19 protein-coding genes are annotated in these 20,512 nt (G+C 62.5%); 11 read left to right on the forward strand and 8 right to left on the reverse strand.

Annotated elements, in window-relative coordinates; translation table 11 throughout:
• Positions 1-102 precede the first annotated feature (102 nt).
• Positions 103-294 carry a hypothetical protein gene (locus Thiowin_RS24670; protein ID WP_328985628.1) on the reverse strand — a complete coding sequence of 64 codons (192 nt, stop codon included), beginning with the start codon at positions 292-294 and terminating at the stop codon, positions 103-105.
• Between Thiowin_RS24670 and Thiowin_RS24675 the strand changes: the two genes are divergently transcribed.
• The 3 genes from Thiowin_RS24675 to metG all read left to right on the forward strand — a co-directional run bounded on the left by Thiowin_RS24675 (position 293) and on the right by metG (position 3,233).
• Complete coding sequence (locus tag Thiowin_RS24675; RefSeq protein ID WP_328985629.1) at positions 293-847, forward strand: Uma2 family endonuclease; 555 nt, start codon at positions 293-295, stop codon at positions 845-847. The two genes, Thiowin_RS24670 and Thiowin_RS24675, sit on opposite strands and share 2 nt — an antisense overlap.
• Positions 848-865: 18 nt before the next feature.
• Positions 866-1,096, forward strand: coding sequence for a hypothetical protein (locus Thiowin_RS24680; RefSeq protein WP_328985630.1), 231 nt, complete (start codon positions 866-868; stop codon positions 1,094-1,096).
• 97 nt (positions 1,097-1,193) lie between these two features.
• Positions 1,194-3,233 (forward strand): methionine--tRNA ligase, encoded by a 2,040-nt coding sequence (gene metG, locus Thiowin_RS24685; protein WP_328985631.1) that lies wholly within the window; start codon positions 1,194-1,196, stop codon positions 3,231-3,233.
• 101 nt (positions 3,234-3,334) lie between these two features.
• Here metG and Thiowin_RS24690 read toward each other — a convergent pair whose 3' ends face one another.
• Positions 3,335-3,817 (reverse strand): hypothetical protein, encoded by a 483-nt coding sequence (locus Thiowin_RS24690; RefSeq protein ID WP_328985632.1) that lies wholly within the window; start codon positions 3,815-3,817, stop codon positions 3,335-3,337.
• Between the two features lie 624 nt (positions 3,818-4,441).
• Here Thiowin_RS24690 and Thiowin_RS24695 point away from each other — a divergent pair.
• Positions 4,442-6,352 (forward strand): methyl-accepting chemotaxis protein, encoded by a 1,911-nt coding sequence (locus tag Thiowin_RS24695; RefSeq protein WP_328985633.1) that lies wholly within the window; start codon positions 4,442-4,444, stop codon positions 6,350-6,352.
• Positions 6,353-6,420: 68 nt separating this feature from the next.
• Here Thiowin_RS24695 and Thiowin_RS24700 read toward each other — a convergent pair whose 3' ends face one another.
• Positions 6,421-7,470 (reverse strand): WD40 repeat domain-containing protein, encoded by a 1,050-nt coding sequence (locus tag Thiowin_RS24700; protein ID WP_328985634.1) that lies wholly within the window; start codon positions 7,468-7,470, stop codon positions 6,421-6,423.
• Positions 7,471-7,530: 60 nt separating this feature from the next.
• A complete protein-coding gene (locus Thiowin_RS24705; protein WP_328985635.1) occupies positions 7,531-9,333 on the reverse strand; it encodes an ABC transporter transmembrane domain-containing protein in 1,803 nt (600 codons plus the stop codon).
• Between the two features lie 64 nt (positions 9,334-9,397).
• On the opposite strand from Thiowin_RS24705, the gene Thiowin_RS24710 reads away from it, so the two are divergent.
• Together Thiowin_RS24710 and fcl are read left to right on the forward strand one after the other, a co-directional pair.
• On the forward strand, positions 9,398-10,960 hold the full coding sequence (locus Thiowin_RS24710; protein WP_328985636.1) for a bifunctional GNAT family N-acetyltransferase/carbon-nitrogen hydrolase family protein: 1,563 nt from the start codon (positions 9,398-9,400) through the stop codon (positions 10,958-10,960).
• A gap of 113 nt (positions 10,961-11,073) precedes the next feature.
• A complete protein-coding gene (gene fcl / locus Thiowin_RS24715) occupies positions 11,074-12,030 on the forward strand; it encodes a GDP-L-fucose synthase (protein ID WP_328985637.1) in 957 nt (318 codons plus the stop codon).
• Between the two features lie 35 nt (positions 12,031-12,065).
• Here the strand turns inward: fcl and Thiowin_RS24720 are convergent, their stop codons facing one another.
• Positions 12,066-12,368, reverse strand: a complete 303-nt coding sequence (locus Thiowin_RS24720) for a Uma2 family endonuclease (protein WP_328985638.1) — start codon at positions 12,366-12,368, stop codon at positions 12,066-12,068.
• Between the two features lie 118 nt (positions 12,369-12,486).
• On the opposite strand from Thiowin_RS24720, the gene Thiowin_RS24725 reads away from it, so the two are divergent.
• The 5 genes from Thiowin_RS24725 to Thiowin_RS24745 all read left to right on the forward strand — a co-directional run bounded on the left by Thiowin_RS24725 (position 12,487) and on the right by Thiowin_RS24745 (position 16,207).
• A complete protein-coding gene (locus Thiowin_RS24725; protein ID WP_328985639.1) occupies positions 12,487-13,323 on the forward strand; it encodes a Druantia anti-phage system protein DruA in 837 nt (278 codons plus the stop codon).
• Positions 13,324-13,417: 94 nt separating this feature from the next.
• Positions 13,418-13,606 (forward strand): IS4/Tn5 family transposase DNA-binding protein, encoded by a 189-nt coding sequence (locus Thiowin_RS24730; protein ID WP_408034133.1) that lies wholly within the window; start codon positions 13,418-13,420, stop codon positions 13,604-13,606.
• A gap of 132 nt (positions 13,607-13,738) precedes the next feature.
• The gene (locus tag Thiowin_RS24735; RefSeq protein WP_328985640.1) at positions 13,739-14,656 is read left to right on the forward strand and encodes a Druantia anti-phage system protein DruA; all 918 of its coding nucleotides are present in this window, start codon (positions 13,739-13,741) and stop codon (positions 14,654-14,656) included.
• A gap of 73 nt (positions 14,657-14,729) precedes the next feature.
• Positions 14,730-15,872 carry a transposase family protein gene (locus Thiowin_RS24740; RefSeq protein WP_328985641.1) on the forward strand — a complete coding sequence of 381 codons (1,143 nt, stop codon included), beginning with the start codon at positions 14,730-14,732 and terminating at the stop codon, positions 15,870-15,872.
• Positions 15,872-16,207, forward strand: coding sequence for a hypothetical protein (locus Thiowin_RS24745; RefSeq protein ID WP_328985642.1), 336 nt, complete (start codon positions 15,872-15,874; stop codon positions 16,205-16,207). Before Thiowin_RS24740 ends, Thiowin_RS24745 begins: the two co-directional genes overlap by 1 nt.
• Positions 16,208-16,259: 52 nt before the next feature.
• On the opposite strand, the gene Thiowin_RS24750 is transcribed toward Thiowin_RS24745, so the two are convergent.
• The 3 genes from Thiowin_RS24750 to Thiowin_RS24760 form a co-directional block, all read right to left on the reverse strand.
• Positions 16,260-18,440, reverse strand: a complete 2,181-nt coding sequence (locus Thiowin_RS24750; protein WP_328985643.1) for a DUF3987 domain-containing protein — start codon at positions 18,438-18,440, stop codon at positions 16,260-16,262.
• Positions 18,441-18,450: 10 nt separating this feature from the next.
• Positions 18,451-18,660: a helix-turn-helix transcriptional regulator gene (locus tag Thiowin_RS24755; RefSeq protein WP_328985644.1), complete on the reverse strand. Its 210-nt coding sequence runs from the start codon at positions 18,658-18,660 to the stop codon at positions 18,451-18,453.
• A gap of 593 nt (positions 18,661-19,253) precedes the next feature.
• Positions 19,254-20,510 carry a tyrosine-type recombinase/integrase gene (locus Thiowin_RS24760; RefSeq protein WP_328985645.1) on the reverse strand — a complete coding sequence of 419 codons (1,257 nt, stop codon included), beginning with the start codon at positions 20,508-20,510 and terminating at the stop codon, positions 19,254-19,256.
• Between the last annotated feature and the right edge of the window lie 2 nt (positions 20,511-20,512).

The raw sequence follows: 20,512 nt of genomic DNA on the forward strand, positions 1-20,512 counted from the left end.
CCTTATCATTTCCAACCCAGCGCATGGCCGACACCAGGGCGGCCGTTATGGCAAACATCCCAGATCGTCAGCAAACGACAGGCGATAGGGAATTCTATCCCATCAGGAAGCTTGCTGATCAAAATGGGTCATCATTCTCAATCCAGTTTCAACCGGGCGCTCTATGCGCGGCTTGCGCCGCACATGACTTGCGGCGAAAGCCGCGTGACGGGACTTTTTATCGGGGCGCTCTAGGCCGCGCCCATTGAGACTTTTTTTCCACCAAGCCTTGGGGAAATTTACATTTTTCATCATGGAAGCCTTAAAATTCAAAACCGTCGAGGATCTGCTCGACGCCCAGGATGAGCGCGTCGAGCTGATCGACGGCGAGATTGTTCGACGTCCGATGGCGCGCGCGGAGCATGGCGTGGTGCAGCATCGCGCCTCGGTTGAACTTGGTCCATTCGATCATCCGTCCGGGCCGGGCGGCTGGTTGATCGCCAGCGAGATCAGCGTGCGCTATTCGCTGCACCAATGCCCAACCCACGACCTCGCGGGGTGGCGCAAGGAGCGGTTGTCGGAGCGTCCGCGCGGTGTGGTTGAGGTTCCACCCGATTGGGTGTGTGAAATCATTTCCCCTGGCCATGAGCGCAAGGACACCCTGACGCTGTTTCTGCTCTTGCAGCGCCAAGGGGTGCCGCACTACTGGCTCATCTGGCCGGAGGATCGCTCGTTGATCGCCTTTCAACTCGATGGCGATACTTATCGGGTCATCGCCAGCGTCACCGCGACCGATCCGGGTGAGCGGAAGATGCGCATTCCCCCCTTCGAGGCCGTCGCCATCAACCTGGATTATCTGTTCGGTTAACTGTCGAGTCCCGAAAGATTGTTCGGCCTGCTCAGCCCCTTTGAGTTCAAGAACGACTTGGGGGATGCGGCCCGGCGCGGTAAGCATGATTACTCACAGGTCTGGAAGTCCATCTACGAGCAAGTGACCTTGGAATCCGCCACCGAGTCGGCCTTTGCCGACGACCGGGAGAAAACCACCGCTCTTGCGATGCTCGGGGCGAGCATCGGACCAGTTCACATTCAAGTGCCGGGCCGGATTTGTCGCTGACACCCAGGCTGCCCGATAATGAGGGCATACGCGCGCCTCGCGCCGCATCGTCCAAATCCCTCTCTACAGCGACCGAACAACCCCGTAACGGAGCATCATGACCCAAGTCCGCGACATCCTTGTCACCAGCGCCCTGCCCTACGCCAATGGCCCCATTCATATCGGGCATCTGGTCGAATACATCCAGACCGACATTTGGGCACGCTTTCAGAAAATGCGCGGCCACAACTGCTGGTACGTCTGCGCCGATGACGCCCATGGCACACCCATCATGCTCAAGGCGCGTGCCGAGGGTATTGCGCCCGAGGCGCTGATCGAGCGGGTGGCGGCCGAGCACAAGGCGGATTTTGCCGCCTTTCGCATTAACTTTGACAACTATCACTCGACCCATTCGGCGGAGAACCGCCATTTTGCCGAACTCATCTACAACCGCAACCGTGACCAGGACCATATCGCCCGGCGCGAGATCAAGCAGGCCTATGACCCGGTCGAGAAGATGTTCCTGCCGGATCGCTTCATCAAGGGTGACTGCCCCAAGTGTGGCGCGGCTGATCAGTATGGCGACAATTGCGAGGCCTGTGGTGCCAGCTACTCGCCGGCGGAGCTGAAAAACCCGCGCTCGGCCGTGTCAGGCGCGGTGCCCGAAATGCGTCGGTCAGAGCATTTTTTCTTCAAGCTCGCGGATTTCGAGGCGATGCTGCGCGACTGGACGCGCGGTGGTGGTCTGCAAAAACAGGTCGCCAACAAGCTTGATGAGTGGTTCGATGCCGGCCTGCAGGAGTGGGACATTTCGCGCGACGCGCCTTATTTCGGCTTCGAGATTCCGGATGCGTCGGGTAAGTTTTTCTATGTCTGGCTCGACGCGCCCATTGGCTACATGGCGAGCTTTCAGCACCTGTGCGAACGCACGCCGGGGCTTGCCTTTGACCGCTTCTGGGCGAAGGATTCAAGCGCCGAGCTCTATCACTTTATCGGCAAGGATATTATTTACTTCCACGCCCTGTTTTGGCCGGCGATGCTCAATGGCGCGGATTTTCGCGCGCCAACGGCGGTCTTCGCCCACGGGTTTCTCACCGTCGACGGACAAAAGATGTCCAAGTCGCGCGGGACTTTCATCAAGGCAAGCACCTATCTGGAGCATCTCAACCCCGAGTATCTGCGCTATTACTTCGCCGCCAAGCTCGGCCCTGGGGTGGACGATATTGATCTGAGTCTGGAGGACTTTCAGGCACGGGTGAATGCCGACCTGGTCGGCAAGATCGTCAATATCGCCAGCCGCACGGCGTCCTTCATTCACAAACGCTTTGACGGACGCCTGGCCGCGAGCCTGCCGGAGCCGGCGCTTTTTGCGGAGTTTGTCGCCGCCGGCGAGAGCATCGCGCGCGCCTATGACCAGCGCGAGCTGGCACGGGCGATGCGCGAGATCATGGCACTGGCCGACCGGGCAAACCAATACATCGACGAGCAGGCGCCCTGGGTGATGGCCAAGGCGCCGGAGCGCGTCGCCGAATTGCATGGCGTCTGCACCCTGGGATTGAATCTCTTTCGGCTGCTGATCGGCTGGCTGCGCCCGGTGCTGCCTGGCACCGCCGAGGCCGCGGAGGAATTCTTGCGCATCGAGCCCTTGACCTGGGAGGCCCTGCCCAAACCACTGTTGGATCATCGCATCGAGACGTTCAAACCGCTGATGACGCGCATTGAACGCAGCCAGATCGACGCCATGCTGGCCGCCTCGCGCGTGGATCTGGCGGCCACGCCGGGCGCTGTTCAGGTCACTCCGCCCGTTGCCAGCCTGGACCCACCGCTCGCGGACAGCATCGATTACGACACCTTTACCCAGGTCGACTTGCGCATCGCCCGCATTGTGGAGGCCAGTTTGGTCGAGGGCGCCGATAAACTCTTGCGGCTGCGCCTGGACTTGGGCGGCGAGGAGCGTCAGGTGTTCGCCGGCATCCGGGCTGCCTATACGCCTGAATCCCTGACCGGTCGCCTGACGGTGATGGTGGCGAATCTCGCTCCACGCAAAATGCGCTTTGGGGTGTCCGAGGGCATGGTGCTGGCGGCCGGGCCGGGCGGCAAGGATCTCTTTCTGCTCTCGCCGGATAGCGGCGCCACCCCAGGCATGAAGGTCAAGTAAAGGCCATCAACCGCACGGATGCGGGCCTGAGACCTATGGCTCGGTCCTACCGCTGAAACGCTGTTTACGGCATTGAGCGGTGGTCAGCCCGCCAATCCACCTCAGGCTCCCTCGGCCGGACCAGCGCCGCGGGGCTTTTTTCGCGGGCGCTTGGCCGGCTTGCGCCGCTGTGCCGCGGTCGGGGCTGGCACCCCGGCCGCGGCTGCTGCCTGCACATCCGCGCCGGTGCCGCGCGGACCATGGCCTTTTCTCGCATTTGCCTGGGCGTTGGGGTTCGCGTTGGGATTCGCGTTCGGGCGCACCCCATGATTGGAGCGCGGACTGCTCGAGCGTGCACCCGTTGGGCGGCTGGCGGGCGAGTGGGCACCATTGGCACGGGTACCGCTCGTTCGCGTTGGTCGCGTGCGTGATTGGTCCGCGGAATTGTGCTCACCACCCGGCAGGGGTGCAAGGCGATTGACGGGCGCGAGCATGATCTCGAGCTCATTGAGCTCATCCCACTGCTCATCGGTTCTGTCTTGATCCGGAATATCCCTGAGCGCACGCAGACGGCGGCGCGGGGAGGTCGTTTGGCTTTCACTCATGGAGCGATAGATTCAGCTCGTGGCTGATCTCTCAACTGGTCCGATTGGTCGGTTGTTACAGTCTATCGGGACTGCTTGACATGGCCGCAGCACCCGGTAACCCTAGGAAAGTTCATTAAACTTGGGCACAAGGCCCAGTTAGCAAGCCGGGTGGCGAAACCCGTTGACTCAGGCTGAAGGCCACAAAGCTGGCCTTTGGTGCTAGTACTGACTGAGCCCTGACTGGGGGGGTCAGGCGCTTCGGTTCTAATGGCGCTGGCCTGGCAAGGCCGGCTTTGCAACGATGGCTTGCAACATTGGCTTGCACATAAGACTGCCGTTGGCGGCTCGCAAGCCCGGGCGGGCGGCGGCACGCCGTGACTGACGGCATGGCGGCAGAAGGCGACCCCTCGCCTTGCCTTCTCTTACCATAGCAAAGCTTGACCAAGCGCGCAGGCCCAGTTTGTCATCTGGGGCAGAAAATTTTTGCTCACAACCGCGGCGTCCTGAGTTGAAAAACCAGCTTCAAACTAGAAATTGAACAAAGATTCTTGCAGAATTATCTGAAAAACAAGCTATAACTAAGGCAGCGCCTTCGCTTACTTGTCCCATATGCTGTACTTTCAGCGCCGGAGAGAGAAAAACATGCTGAAGAATTTGACCATCGGCTCGCGCATCCTACTTGGCTCCGCGCTCATTTTATTCCTGACTCTGGGTGTGCTACTGCCGATTCAGCTTGGCAAACTAAGCGACATCACCACTGAAAACCAGACCTGCTTTGCGCGCGGCCTGTTCCAATCCTTCCAGGCCGCCTTGAAAGATCAGGGCAATCTCGCGCTCGCGCTCAGCGCCGCCCAGGCTAGCAGGCCAGAGGTGCAGCGCGCCTTTGCCGAGGGCGATCGCGAACGCCTGCTTGAACTGACCCAGGACGAATTCGCGCTCCTGAAACAAGAGCAGAATGTCCGCCAGTTCCAGTTTCTGAGGCCTCCGGCAACCTCTTTCCTACGCGTGCACATGCCAGAGAAGCATGGCGATGACCTCAGGGACATGCGCGGCACCGTGGTCGCCGCCAATCAGACCCGCAAATCCGTGATGGGTCTGGAGCGGGGCGTCGCCGGGCTTGGCATCAGAGGCGTTTATCCCATGTTTCACCAAGGCCAGCATCTCGGCGTGGTGGAGTTCGGCATCTCCTTCGGACAACCATTTTTTGATGCCTTCCTGGAAGATTTTCAGGTGCCCAGTGCGCTGCACCTGGCCAAGGATCGCGGCTTCGAGACCTTTGCCGGTACCATCGCCGGCGATACCCTGCTTGAACCCGAGGAACTGCGCGCGGCCCTGGCCGGCGAGGTCGTCACCCGCGCGGCCCATGTCGGCGAGCAACCAGTGTTCATTTATGCACGTGAAATAACCGATTACTCGGGTCAGGCCATCGGTGTTGTGGAACTGCTGGTGGACCGCACCGCCGCAGCCAACGCCTACCGCAATGCCTTGCTTGCCCAGCTCGGCATAGGCGCGCTGATGCTGTTGATCGGTTTCGGCATCGCCTGGGGTATTAGCAAAAGCATCACCGGCCCCCTGCGCGCCACACTCGGGCGCCTGCATGAGATTGCCGCCGGCGATGGCGACCTGACTCAGCGGCTGGACGCGGATGGCCACAATGAGCTGGCCGACCTGGCGCAAGCCTTTAATGCCTTTGTCGATAAGGTGCAAACCCTGGTGCGCGACATCGCCGGCGCCTCCGCTCAGCTCGCCTCGGCCGCCGAGGAGCTGTCGCTAACCAGCGGCGAGACCTCGCGGCATGTCGGCCGTCAGCAGCATGAGATCGATCAGGTCGCGACCGCCATCAACCAGATGACGGCCACCGTGGAAGAAGTCGCGCGTCATGCCGCCGAGGCCGCCCGTGCCACCCAGGAGACGGACCGCGAAACCCATGCTGGTACCGAGGTGGTCGGCAAGACCATCAAGGCCATTGAGGCTGTCGCGCACGAGGTCGAGAGCGCCGGAGACATTATCTCGCGGTTGTCGGCCGACAGCGTGGAAATCGGCGCCGTGTTGGATGTGATTCGCGGCATCGCCGAGCAGACCAATCTGCTCGCCCTCAATGCCGCCATTGAGGCGGCACGTGCTGGCGAGCAGGGTCGCGGCTTCGCCGTGGTGGCCGATGAGGTGCGCACCCTGGCCAGTCGCACCCAGGTCTCCACCCAGGACATTCAGGAGAAAATCCAACGGGTGCAGACTGGCTCCAACAACGCGGTTGCGGCCATGGAACAGGGGCAGGCGAAAGCGAGCGAGGCGGTCGCGCAGGCCAGACAGGGTGGAGAATCCCTGCAAACCATCAATAGCGCCGTCTCAAGCATCACTGACATGAATCATCAGATCGCCAGCGCGGCCGAGGAGCAAAGCGCCGTGGCCGAGGAGATCAACCGAAATATCCATGTCATCTCGGAGGCCGTGGATCAGTCCGCCTCGGGCGCCAACCAGATCAGTGCCGCCAGCGGAGAACTCGCCCAGTTGGCTGCCCGCCTGCAGAGCCTGGTTGGTCAGTTCCGGGTGTGAGCGCGCGGCCAGTCGCCGCGACCCTGAATCCACTGCCGCAGTTTTGGCGGTGGCTGGGATCATGATTCTTAACCGGACCCTGGCCCGAGTACATAGACCAGACCATTGCTGCCAACGGCAAGGTAATCACCGTTGCGCGCGTAGGCCAGGGCAATCAGCTTGACCGCCGAGGGGGTAATCCAGCTACGGCGGCCCAGGATCCAATGCTCAAGCGGCTGGCCGCTGCCGAGCGACCAGCGCTTGACATGACCAGTGACACTGCCGGTCAGGAGTTCGTCCTCGCGCGGCGAGAAGACCGCTGAACTGTAGGTGATGCCGCGTCCCATCCATTTCTGGAAGGGGTTCAGCTCAAACAGCAAGGCGCCGCTGCGGGTGTCCCAGACCGCCGCGCGCGCACTTTGCCCGGCCGCGAAAGCATGGCGCCCGCTCGGCGACAGCGCGGCGGTCATGCCATTGTTGTCGAGTTCCCAGCGGTGCAGTTCCTTGGCCTGTTGCAGATCCCACAAGCGCGCATAGTCATCGTCACAGACTGTGAGCCCTAGCCTGCCGTCAGCTGAGATGGCCACGTCATTGACTTCTTCCGCGTGCGACAGACGATGCTCAATGCCGCCACGACGCAGATCGAACACCAGCGCTTCGTTGTTGGCGGTGCCAATCAGCAGACGCCGACCGGCATCGGCCAACGCCAATGAACTGATCTCGTGTGGCAGCATCCAACTCTGCAGCGCCTGGCCGGTCTTGGCATCCCACAGAACCATGATGGGCGCCTGATCGACCGTGACCGCATAGCTGGCATCGCCGGCGAGTGCCACCGCGACCAGCACCGTGGGCTTCTCGCCATGGTGGTTCCAGTTAAAACGCCGCGCCTTGCTGGCCAGATCCCAGAAACTGCCGCCCTGGTTGATCGAAGCGGCCACCAGCGCGCTGGCATCGCTGCTGAGATTCGCGTCGTACAAACCCTGTTGCGCCACCCCAAAACTGCCTTTCTCCCCCGGGTCGAAGCAGCCACCGAGCAAGAGCGGCACGACCAGCAGCCAGGCGAACTGGAGCGGCGAATGGCTTCGCCAAATCCGCGCGGGCGAGCTGTCACGGAATGTCCCAAAAATCTCCTTCACCATCTTGGCAACTCCTTACAATTCTGAATATTTCAGCAAAGCACATCAAGCTGCGGGTAGACGTTATCGGTGAGTCACTGCCGCATCCTGAAACTGCAAGGACGCGAGGCGCGCATAGAGTCCATCCTCGCGCATCAGGCTGGCATGGGGACCGCTGGCGACAATGCGCCCCTGGTCCAGCACCAGAATGCGATCAGCATTGCGCACCGTTGCCAGCCGATGGGCAATGACCATGCTGGTGCGCCCCTGCATTAGATGCTCAAGCGCGTCCTGCACCAGGCGCTCACTCTCGGCATCCAGCGCGCTGGTGGCCTCATCGAGCAGCAGCAGCGCCGGATTGCGCAAAATGGTTCGGGCAATGGCGATGCGCTGGCGCTCGCCGCCGGACAGGCGCACGCCGCGCTCGCCCAGATAGGTATCGAAGCCTTGCGGCAGCCGCTCAAGAAAGACATCGGCATGGGCAGCCGCGGCAGCGCGGCGGACATCCTCGTCGCTGGCCGAATCCAGGCCATAACGGATATTCTCCCAGGCACTGGCGCCGAAAATCACCGGATCCTGCGGCACCAGGGCGATCTGGCCGCGCAGGTCGCGCAGATCGAGCGCACGCAGGTCAATCCCGTCGAAGCGAATGCAACCGGCCTGCGGATCATAAAAGCGCAGCAGCAGGGCGAACAGGGTGGATTTACCCGCGCCCGAGGGGCCAACCAGCGCCACCCGCTCGCCGGGTTGAATGGCCAGGCTCAGACCATCGGCAGCCGGTGTCTCCGGGCGGCTCGGATAACAAAAACGCACCTGCTCAAAGCGCACGGCGCCGCGTGCCGGTTGTGGCAGGGCCGTGGGCTGTACCGGGCTAACGACCGCTGGCTCCAGGCTGAGCAGTTCCATCAGCCGCTCGCTCGCCCCGGCGCCGCGCAGCAGCTGCCCGAGCAGGTCGCTCAGCGAGCCCACCGAACCGGCCACCAGCACCGCATAGAACAAAAACGCCGAAAGATCCCCGCCGCTGAGGGTCTCCGCCAACACCTGGCGACCACCAACCCAGAGCACGGCGCCGATGGCGCCGAAGGTGAGCAGGGTGGCGATACCGGAGAGCAGCGCGCTGCTGACCGAGCGTTGCATGGCCACGCGAAAGGCGCGCTCGACCTGATCGGCATAGCGCTGGTTGTCAATGGGTTGATGATTAAAGGCCTGGACGGTGCGAATACCATGCACGGCTTCATCGACATAGGCGCCGATGTCCGCCACCCGATCTTGACTGGCGCGCGAGAGTTTGCGCACCCGCGAGCCCAGCAGCCAACTCGGTCCCACCACCAAGGGCACGCCGAGCAGCACCAGAGCGGTGAGCGCCGGGCTGGTGATGGCGAGCATCACCACCCCGCCGATGACCAGTAGCGAGGTGCGCAACACCATGGCCAGGGTCGAGCCGACCACCACCTGTAACAGCGCGGTGTCGCTGGTCAGCCGGCTGATGACCTCGCCGGCACGCACGCTCTCAAAATAACCGATATCCAGGTGCAGCACGCGCTCGAACACCGCCTGACGGATATCCGCCACCACCCGCTCGCCAATCCAGTTAAGCAAGTAGCTGCGCGCGACAATGGCGGCGGCGGTTAACACCACCACGGCAAGAAAAAACACCAACGCCTGATTGAGCGCCGCGAGCGAGCCGGTACTGAGCCCCGAATCCACCACAGTGCGGATCACCTGGCCAAAGGTCAGCACCGAACCCGCCGCAACCAGCAGCGCCAGCAGGGCACCGAACAGATGCAAACCGTAGGGTTTGGCAAAGCGCAGCAGCCGCAGCAGCGCGCGCGGGTTGCGGGTGGCGGGACGCTCTGGTGGCGCACTGGTGGTCGATTGATGATGCATGTGGGAAAGGTCCGTGAAAAACTGTCAAGATAAGACTTTGCCACGAATGTGAGTCCAAAGCGCCATGAGCCAGGTACCAGACACCGCCGCGCAGGTTGTCGTGCGCAACCCCACACCGGCGGACATCCCTAACATTCGCAAGCTGTTCGCGCGCGCCTATGCCGGCAGTGGGGTGAGCAGCTACAGCGCCAGCATGCTGCGCGGGCAGATTAACAAGTTCCCCGAGGGGCAGTTTATCGCTGAATATGAGGGCACTCTGATCGGTTTCTGCTCGAGTTTTCTCATTAGCGGCGAGATCGCCCTCAAGCCCCACACCTGGAACTGGATCACCGGCGGCGGCTACGCCACCCGCCACGATCCCAATGGCGACTATCTCTACGGCATGGAGGTGTGCGTCGATCCGGACTTTCGCGGCCTGCGCATTGGCCAGCGACTCTACGACGAGCGCAAGAAGCTGGTCCAGGCTTGGGCCCTGCGCGGCATTGTCTACGGCGGGCGCCTGCCCACCCTGGCCACCGCCATGGAGCGCTTCGCCAAGCCCGAGGAGTATATCGAGGCCATCGTACAAGGCCGCGAGAAAGACCCGGTGCTGACCTTTCAGCTGCGCAACGATTTTGCGTTTATTGGCTTGCTGCCGGAGTACTGGAACGAGGATCGCCAGTCGCTCGGCTATGGCGTGCATTTGCTGTGGCGCAATCCGCAGGCTCCGGATGAGAAGGAAGAAGCGCGCGCCAAGCCCTTCGGCGGGCGCCTGACCGACACCGTGCGGGTGGCGACCGTGCAGTATCAACAGCGGCGGGTCAAGTCCTTCGAGGACTTCGTCGAGATGCTGCGCTATTTCGTCGATGTCACCGCCGATTACCGCTCCGACTTCTGCGTCTTTCCGGAATTATTTTCCCTGCAACTGCTGTCGATGGAGGATCAGGAGCTCTCCCCCTCCGAGGCCATCGAGGCGCTGACGCGCTGGACCGACCCCATTAAAACCGCCTTGCGCGACATGGCGGTGCGCTACAACATCAACATCATTGGCGGCTCGCACCCGACGAAAATGCCCAACGGGCGGGTCGAGAACATCTGCTACGTCTGCCTGCGCGGTGGGGAGATTCACGAGCAAGCCAAGATTCACCCGACCCCGAATGAGGTCTACTGGTGGAATATCGAGGGCGGCCATGAGCTCTCCACCATCAACACCGACTGCGGGCCCATCGGGGTGCTGATCTGCTACGACGCGGAGTTTCCCGAGCTATCGCGCCATCTCGCCGACCAGGGCGCCAATATTATTTTCGTGCCCTTTTGCACCGACGAGCGCCAGTCCTATCTGCGGGTCCGCTACTGCTGCCAGGCGCGCGCCGTGGAGAACCAATGCTATGTGGTCATGTCCGGCAACTGCGGCAATCTGCCGAATGTCGCCAACATGGACATCCAATACGCCCAGAGCTGCATCCTCACCCCCTGCGATTTTCCCTTCGCGCGCGACGGCATCGCCGCCGATACCACCCCCAATGTCGAGACGGTCGCCTTCGCCGACCTGCGCCTGGCCGATTTGCGCGAGGCGCGCTACTCAGGGACGGTGCAAAACCTGAAAGACCGGCGGCATGATCTTTATAATCTGGTGTGGCGAGAGTAACAACAGGTGCGCGGGCTTCAGCCGGCAAACTGGGAGCGCCGGCTTTAGCCGGCACACCCTCGACAACCACCACAGGCCAAGCCACCACCCGCACCGGACTTTAAGGAGTTGCAATGAAAATCTTCATCGCCGGACACCGCGGCATGGTCGGCTCCGCCATCCTCCGCCGCCTCGCGGACCAAACCCAAATCGAGCCAGTTACCCGCACCCGCGCGGAACTGGATCTGACCAATACCGCCGCGGTCGAGACCTTCTTCGCCGAGCAACGCCCGCGGCAGGTCTATCTCGCGGCGGCCAAGGTCGGCGGCATCTGGGCCAATGAACACCTACCGGCCGAGTTTATCTATCAGAACCTCATGGTTCAGGCCAATGTGATTCACGCCGCCTGGCGCCACGGGGTCGAGCGGCTGCTGTTCCTCGGCAGCTCCTGCATTTACCCACGCCTCGCGCCCCAGCCGATGGTGGAAGGCGCCCTGCTGAGCGGCCCGCTCGAACCCACCAACGAGCCCTATGCGGTGGCCAAGATCGCCGGCATCAAGTTGTGCGAATCCTACAACCGCCAGTACGGCACCGATTTCCGCAGCGTGATGCCAACCAATCTCTACGGCCCCGGCGACAATTTTCATCCGCGCGAAAGCCACGTCATCCCGGCACTACTGCGCAAATTCCACCAGGCCAAATGCGACCAGGCGCCCGAGGTCGAGGTTTGGGGCAGCGGCAACGCCTTGCGCGAATTCCTGCATGTCGACGACATGGCCGATGCCTGTGTCTATCTGATGAACCTCGCCCCCGAGCGCCATGCCGAGCTGACCGAGCCGATGTGTTCTCATGTCAATGTCGGCAGCGGCGTCGATCTCTCCATCCGCGAACTCGCCGAAACCATCCGGCGCGTGACCGGCTACCAGGGCCAGATCCGCTTCGACAGCACCAAGCCCGACGGCCCACCACGCAAGCTGCTCGATGTCAGCCGCCTGCGCGGTCTCGGCTGGCAGTCGCGTATCGAGCTCGAGCAAGGACTGGCACAAACCTATCAGTGGTTTGTCGAGAATCTGGGGCAGGTTCGTGGGTGATGGGTGTCTGACTTCAATCAAGCAATGGCTAGGCATCAGTGCGGCTGCCCGAACAGCAGCCCGAGATCAATCTCGATCTCCATGAAAGGCGGAATACAGCCCTTAACAGCCGTCTCCCCCACTCCCTTGGCGGTGAAAACGGCACGATAGGCGCCCGCATCCAGCGCATAGGCGATCAGGGCGCGCTCTTGCGGGGCGATGATCCAATAGAAGGGCACGCCGGCCCGTTGCAGGCGGATGAAGTGCATAACCCGATCTTTTCGCTCGTGACCGGGGGCGAGAATCTCGCACACCCAGTCTGGCGGAATGGTCATGATGCCGGTGGGTCGTTGCGGCAACCGCTCCTTGCGCCAGCCCGCCAGGTCATGGACATACCATTACCCATATCTCCCGCCCCCAGCGTCGCCCAGGGCTGGACACAGCTCCCGAGATCTGCTGAGATGCTGTCCCATCATCATGACCGACGGGACGGAAGACCCTGGACAAGGCATTCCAAGTCGCTTATGTGGGCGCCCCTTCAACGAGACCGACTTAGCGCGCATTCGCCAAGAGGTTACCCGAGCGCAGCCGCCGCTGCGCGCGGAGATCGCCCGGCGGGTGTGTCGCGCGTTGGAGTGGACCGATCTCCAAGGCCGCCCCAAGCTCATGAGTGCCCGCGTGGGGTTGCTGCGTCTGCATCGCGCCGGGCTCATCGAACTGCCACCGCCGAGCGGCGGCAATGGCAATGGGCGCCGATACCGCGCGCGCCCCGAGACTTGGCCCGAGCCGGTCCCGGTGTCTGCTCCGCTGCGCGCCCTCAGCGGTTTGCACTTGGTGAGCGTCAGTGACCGGCGTACCTCGCACTGTTGGAATAGCCTCATCGAATGCTATCACTACCTCGGCTACAGCCCACTGCCCGGGGCGCAGCTGCGCTACCTGATCCAGTTCGATGGCGGCCTGCTCGGCGCCATCGGCTTTGGCGCGGCGGCCTGGAAAGTCGCCGCCCGCGACCACTGGATTGGCTGGACGCCCGCCCAGCGCCAAGCGCACCTAGGACGGGTGCTCAACAATGCGCGCTTTTTGATTCTGCCTTGGGTGCAAGTCAAGCACCTCGCCTCCAAAGTGCTGGCCCTGGCCGCGCGGCAAGTCACCATCGACTTTCCCGCCCGCTATGGCGAGCGCGTGGTGCTGCTGGAGACCTTCGTGGAAATCCCACGCTTTGCCGGGACCTGCTACCGTGCCGCCAACTGGCACTATCTGGGCGAGACCACCGGACGGGGCAAAACCGACCGCACCCATCAAGCCGCGCTGTAGCGCTTGTGCGGTCTATGTCTATCCGCTGGCGGCGGACTTCCGCGCCGCGTTGGGGGTGGTGGCATGAGCGCGCCTGAATCGGCGCGCCCAGCAGGTGATCGCCTCCCTCGGCGCCAAGCCGACACAGAGTATCCCCGGGGCTTGCAACGGCTGGTATGAGACCCGCGCGGCCTACCGGTTTTTCAATCATCCAAAAGTCACCGCCAAGCAGGTGCTCGCCCCTCATATCGCCTGTACTGAAGCCCGCGTGCGCGAGCATCCCCGGGTCAGCCCTGACGCATAACCACTCGCCCCCACAGGTGGCAAGGGCTGATGGGCCGGCAGAAAAAAATGTTTTCGCAAAAGCGGCTAGACAACGCTCGCGCATGATGCCAGAATCGAGCCTGAGTCATTCTCGCGAAGGGATTGTCAGCGCATGCTCGATAAAGCTCCAACAACCTGGCGGCAAGCGGGTCGGGACATCACACCCGAGAATCTGGCCTACATTCGCACCTTCGCCGAGCGTTTCCCCGGATTATCGCGCACGGAACTCACTGCCACCCTGTGCGAACACCTCGATTGGCTCACGCCCGCGGGCCGGCCAAAGTTTCAGGCCTGCTCCAAGCTGCTCGCCCGTCTGGAAGCGGCCGGGGAGTTACGCCGCCCGGCCCTGGATGAACGCTTCAGTCATCCCGGCCCGCACGCGCGGGCCGCAGCGGTCGCTCGCGCTCCCCGGCAGCGTCCATCCGTGGTTAGCTCACTGTCGGCGCTTGCACCGGTGCACCTGCGCCTGGTCAGTGACCGAGCCGATGAGCACCGCTTCAATGACGCCCTCGCGCAGTGTCATCCTCTGGGCTATAAAAAACCCTTCGGCTATTGGGCACGCTACTTGATCGAATCCAGCGAGCATTGGCTGGGCTGCGTGCTTCTGAGCGGTGCCGCCAAGGCCCTGACGGCACGCGACCGTTGGATTGGGTGGAGCGAACGCCAGCGCCTGGCGAATCTGCCCTGGGTGGTCAACAACAGCCGTTTTCTCATCTTCCCAGGCGTTGAGGTGCCCCATCTCGCCAGTCATGTGCTTGGGCAACTGGCTCGGCAGATCGGTGAGGACTGGCACGCCTGCTGGGGCTACCGCCCGCTGCTGCTGGAGACCTTCGTCGACCCCGAGCGCTTTCGCGGCAGCTGTTACCGCGCCGCCGGTTGGACGCTACTGGGACACACCAGTGGGAGAGGCCTGGTGCGTCCGGGAAAAACCTACCACACCCGCCCCAAGCTGATGTTTGCCAAGCCATTGCAGGCGGAGTTTCGAACCCTGTTGTGTTCCCATCAACTGCGAGGTCAAAGCGCGCCATGAGCAAACCCAGCCGGCGTCCGGGACGCGAGGAAATCAAAGCGCAAGCGAGAAAAAAAAAGACCAGCACAAGCAATTGCGCCAACAGCAGCGTGAAGCGGGCCTGACTTCGCCGCCGAGCGCTACCCCGTCCAATCGCACCTGCCCTTTCCGCGACAATACCGAGGAACGCGCGGCGCGCACCGAGGCGGTGACGACGCTGATCTTGATCATGCGCCAGATGCTGCCGATCTTGCTCAAACGCTTCGGCAAGATCCCCGATCCGCGTCACCCCAAAAAGGTCAAACACAAACTCACCGTCCTGATGCTCTACGGGATTCTGGTCTTTGTGTTTCAGTATGGCTCACGACGCGCGGCCAATCGCGAGCTCACCCGGCCGATGTTCGAGGCCAATTTGCGGCTGCTGTTCCCGCAACTCGATTCCCTGCCGCACGCCGATACGCTCTACCGCCTGCTCGCGCGCATGGAGATCAGTGCCATCGAGACAACGCATCTTGAGCTCGTCCGGCGGCTAATCCGCAACAAAGCCTTCTCGCGTTACTTGATCAACAACTGTTACCCCATCGGGATCGATGGCTCGCGGAAACTCGCTTTTCCCGTGCTGTGGGATGAGCATTTATCCCAACGCCGTGTCGGTCCCAAGGTGGATCCCGACAGCGACGAGGAGCAGGACTATCAGTACTACGTCTATGTGCTGGAGGCGAGTCTGTGTTTCCGCAACGGGATGGTGATCCCGTTGATGAGCGAGTTCCTCGAGTATGCGCCAGAGCAGGGCGAACAGCGCAAACAGGACTGCGAGACCAAGGCCTTTCACCGTCTGGCCGAACGCATTAAAAACGCCTTTCCTCGTCTGCCGGTGATGGTGTTGCTCGATGGGCTCTATGCCAATGGACCGATCATGGAACGCTGCCGCCGCTATCACTGGGATTTTATGATCGTGCTCAAGGATGGCTCGCTGCCGAGCGTGTGGGAGGAGTATCGCAGCTTGGCGCACGAGCAGCCGGAGAATCGCTGCGCACAGCACTGGGGCGAGCGTCAGCAGCAATTTCAGTGGGTCAACGCGATTCGCTACGAGTATGGACCCAATGGCAAGAAGTTCCTTGAGGTCCATGTGGTGAGTTGCCACGAACATTGGCAGGTGGTGGACCCCAAGACCGCGGAGATCATCACCAAGCACGCCCGCCATGTCTGGCTCTCCTCGCGCCCGCCCATTGCCTAATGGGCCGGCTCAATGTGCATACCCGCTGCAACCTGGGGGCGCGCTACCGCTGGGGCATCGAAGGGGCGTTTCTGGTCGAAAAGCATCAGGGCTACGCCTATGAGCATGCCTTCGCCAAACAGTGGAACGCGATGAAGGGCTATCATTTGCTGATGCGTCTGGCGCACCTGATCAACACCCTGGCGCGCTTCTCCAAGCAGCTGGCGGCGCTATTCGTGCAGCTTGGGGTGCAGGCCACCATCGGCTTCATCCGCAATACCCTCACCGGCCCTTGGCTCGATCCCCAAGCGGTGGAACAGCGCCTGCAGCGACCGTTTCGATTGCGTCTGCTCTGAGCTCAATATCGCCAAGAGCCTACCGCTTGCTCACAGCGCAGGCGGCGGCCCCCTATGGCCAAGAGGTCCTGCGGCAGCGATTTTTGCTCCGGCAGGCTCCGTCACACGGGCGCCAATGTCCAGTTTTCACCTCACTCGGCGCAAAAATTCTCGAAATTCCTCGTCCAGCGCCTTGGTCTGGTAAGTCGTGCGTCAGGGCTGCGGTGAAGCGCGCACCCTTGACAGTGAAGCTCTCCGATGTCCGCCTGCCGACATCATGCTGGCCACCATCCCATAGCACATTCAACAGCGCCAGGTTGCGCATGACGCTGTCTTTACCCATGCCATGCGCGCCGAAAATGACGCCGGCCTCGGATGACAGCACGCCGGCTGATGGCCATTGTTTCGCCAGCGACCACGCCAGCGCCTCGGGAGTATCATCTCCGCGTAGCAGTCGCGGGACTCTCGGCTCCGCCGGCTTGCTGTGCTCAAGGTCTTGTAGCGAGAGCTGGTTGCTCTTCACCTGGTCGCGCTTCCCGGCCTTTGACGCCTGCCGGATGCCTGCCAGATAGCCGTCGCGCTCTGCTTCCCACGCCGCGAGCTTTGCGCGGTAGTCTTCCAGCTCCGGCTTCATCGCCTCGGCTTGCTTCGCCTCATACTCGCGAATAGCCGCCGTGAAAAACCCGTCAACCGTACTCTTGCGCTCGCCTGAGTCGGCAATGACCAGCGTGAACAAGCTGCTCGGACCCGTGAGCTTGTCCGCGCGTGCCACGTCGACATGCGCCTGAATGGCCACTGACAGCGCGCTCAGCGCCGATGTCGCCACTAACGGGAGCGGTGCCTTAACGAACCCTTGCACCTCGGACACTGCGGCTCTGACACGCTCTGGGAGTGCGTCGACCGGGTATGGCTCCGGGACTCCGGGACGCGCGAGCGGCTCAAGCGCCAGCCACTCATCCGGCTGTTGCTGCGCATCGCCATAGCCTTTCGCGCGCGCACCCGCGAGCATACGAGCAAGCTCGGACCCTGATAGCGCCGCCGCGCGGTCTGCACCTCTGGCCGCTGCGACTTGAAGCGCGAGCGCCTGAAACACCGCCTTGATGGTAGCGTCCGGGACGCCGTCCGCGACCATGCGACCGACTATCGTGAGCGCCGCCTGATGAATGTCCGCGCCAGCCAGGAGTTGCGCCAGGAGGTCTTCATTCTGCGCTGGCCGCGCGTCCGCCTGGTCGGTGGTCTGCTGCTGCGGTGCCTCTTGCTGGCGCTGATGGCCATTCAAACCGAATGCCGCGCGCACCTGCTCCGCCGGGTAGGGTTGCCGCTCATCACACCACGCCACGCGCACCAGATGCGGGTTGTCCGGGTCTTTCTTGTGAAAAAACCCTGGGAGTCGCATGACGCGCGGGAGGTCGACCGGCTGCGGGTCGGAGTTGAACCGCGCGACAATGGCCTGCTGCATCGGCTTGAAGTGCAGGAGGTCGACGCCGTCGACTGGCCAGTAAGCATGCGCCTTGCCAGGACTGGACTCCACCAGCATGACCGGCGGGAGCGGATAGTCCGCGAGTGCTGGTGCTGGTGCAGTTTTCGGCGGGTCGAAGTCTGCAAAGACCGCGCGGACCCTGACCACGTCGCCCGCGCGCCGGGTCTGGCCTCGGGTCTCATTGATGGTGACGAAAACACCCGCGCCGGCCTGGTTGAGCCGCTCAAGCTCTGGCCAGACTGTCTCAATGTCGCCTGGGATAGTCCGCGCCAGCTCGCGCCGCCGGCCTCTGTCATCAAAGGTCTGAAAACAGAATGACTCCGCCTCCGGGTCGAGGATGGCGAGAAAGCGCCGCGCCTCCGCCATGCGCCGCATCGCCTGTGCCGTATCTGCTGCCGCGCGGTGGTAGGGTGCCGGGTCGGTGGCCTGTTCTTTACCTGCTTTATCAGGGTCGACCGCGAGCGCCTGTATTGCCTGCCACTGCGCATCTGTCAGCCGCTTGCCATGCTTGCCGCGCATCGCGTTACTGAGGTCGCCAGTGTCGAGCTTGACGCCGCGCGCGCGCACCTCCGCGACAATGCCGGACTGAGTCCAGCCGCCGGCCTTGAGGATGTCGACGCGGGTCTTTATCTCACCCGGTGATGGTGCCGTGTAAACCTCGGGAGCTGCCAGGGAAAACGGCTCCGGGTCGGTGGTGGTGGTAGAATTGAGCGCGCAATAACTCATTGAGCCGTGAGCGGTGCCAGCCGCCACGGCTTTGTTGTCTGTGAGCATTGTCTGACCCTCATGCGGCGCTTTGCGGGTCAGTGCGGGACGCCTTGACGCGCTCCGCGAGCCACTGGTCAATGTCGGACTTGAGCCACCCGACAGCGCGCGCGCCTAACTTGACGGCCTGCGGAAACTCGCCTCTCTTCATCAAGCTGTAAGCGTGTGAGCGGGAATAGCCGCTGGCCGCCTTGATGTCTGCGGGTCGAATGATGGTGGGTTGTGACATGGACAGTATCTCCGGGAGTTGAAGATACCGGCGGGACAGGGTCTTGTAGCCGTCCGTTAGTGTCTGTTATAGTCCAGACTTATCCACAGATGACCAATTTCCTATCGCTCCGGCAAGGATGCCTCGGAGCGGTCACAGTGCAAACAGCGCCCGTCCGAGCCTATCGGACAACGGGACCGGATGGTGTTACCAGCACCTCCGGTCTTTTTTTGTCCTAAGATGTCCACAATACCCCGCTTTTGTCTGGTGTCAATCCCTATATGTTGTGGTCGCGCGGGTCTGGAGACGCAATATCTTGCAAAACTGACCAGCGTCAATTCACGTCACGCGCGACTGACAGCACAGGATGTCTTGCTGGCCTGACACCCGCGCCAAGAATGCCGCCAAGTGTCGCAAGAGTCGCAAGTGTCGCTGTCGCATCTGGCCAGATGTTGAAAATTAGCCGGCCTTGCGCCTGACACTCGGGACACCCGCATGCCATGCCCACGCGCGGACCCATCGCCGCGCATTGTCCGGGTCGCCACGGCCAGTGATGACGCGGTCAACTGCCGCGCTCATTCGCCGCAATGCATAGGCTTTGCGCTGATGGATGGTCATGCGCTGGCCACCACGCGCCGCGATGCCAGGTCGACCACCTCCGCCGCTGGCCTGGTGCACCAGTCTGACCATTGCTCCATCAAGCGCCGCCGCTTCGCCAGGAGGTCTCCGCGCTGATACGCCTGCTCCACCTTGCTTTCGAGTGCATGCGCCAGCGCCGCTTCGCATATCTCGCGCGGTGCGGTCGAGACTTCACCCGACCACGAACGAAACGACGCGCGCATCCCATGCGGGACTGCATCTCCGCGCGTGCCATTCACGCCATAACCCATGCGCCGCATCTGCATCAGGAGTGCCATGTTCGACAGCGCCTTGCCTTTGTGGGTGCTCGGAAATAGCCAGTCTTCACCATCGACACGCGGGAGCTGGTCGAGAATGGCGCGCATCTCATCAGTGAGCGGGACGCGGTGCTCTATGCGGGTCTTCATCCGAGTGCCAGGGATAGTCCAGACACCCGCATCAAGGTCAAGCTCTGACCACGTCGCCTTGAGCGTCTCTGATGTCCTGGTCGCCGTGAGAATCAGCCAGCGCAACGCCAGCGCGCTTGTACCCTCGGTGGCGACTAGCTCGCGATAAAACGCCGGGAGGTCGCGATAGTCCAGCGATGGATGATGACGGGTTACTCCACCTGTCTTTTGCTTCTTCACCCGCGATGCTGCCGGCAGGAGCTTGTCGAGATGTCCGCGCCAGCGTGCCGGGTTAAGCGGGTCACGCCAGCCATGCGCCGCTGCGAAGTCGAGGATATTCTCCACCCGGCCTTGCACCCGCTTTGCCGTCTCGGTGCGGGAGTGCCATATCGGGTCGAGGATGGCAATGACATCGGCTGTTGTGATGGTGTCGACCGGCTTGTTGCCGATGACTGGCCGCGCGTAGGTCCGCATGGTCGCCACCCATTGCCGCCGATGCTTCGGGTTAGACCATGACCGCTTGCGACCACGGATAAAGCGCGCCGCCGCTTGCGTGAAGGTCGGGACCGCTGGCGCCGCATCATCCTGGTCGACTGGCGCATCAAGCGGGTCGACGCCGGCCTTGAGCTGCTCGCGCGCCTTAGCCGCCTGGTCGCGCGCATCTGCCAGGGTTGTCTCCGGGTAAGCGCCTAACCCTTTCGCGCGCGACTTGCCGCCGATGCTGTAACGAAAAACCCACTTGCGCGCGCCTGTCTTACCGACCACCAGCCACAAGTTGCCGCCGTCGCTGATGGTCTTCTTCGCGGTCTGCGCCTGCCGGTCTGTGAGCTTGTGAATGGCTGCCATGT

The organism is Thiorhodovibrio winogradskyi (assembly GCF_036208045.1).
GTDB classification, from domain to species: domain Bacteria; phylum Pseudomonadota; class Gammaproteobacteria; order Chromatiales; family Chromatiaceae; genus Thiorhodovibrio; species Thiorhodovibrio winogradskyi.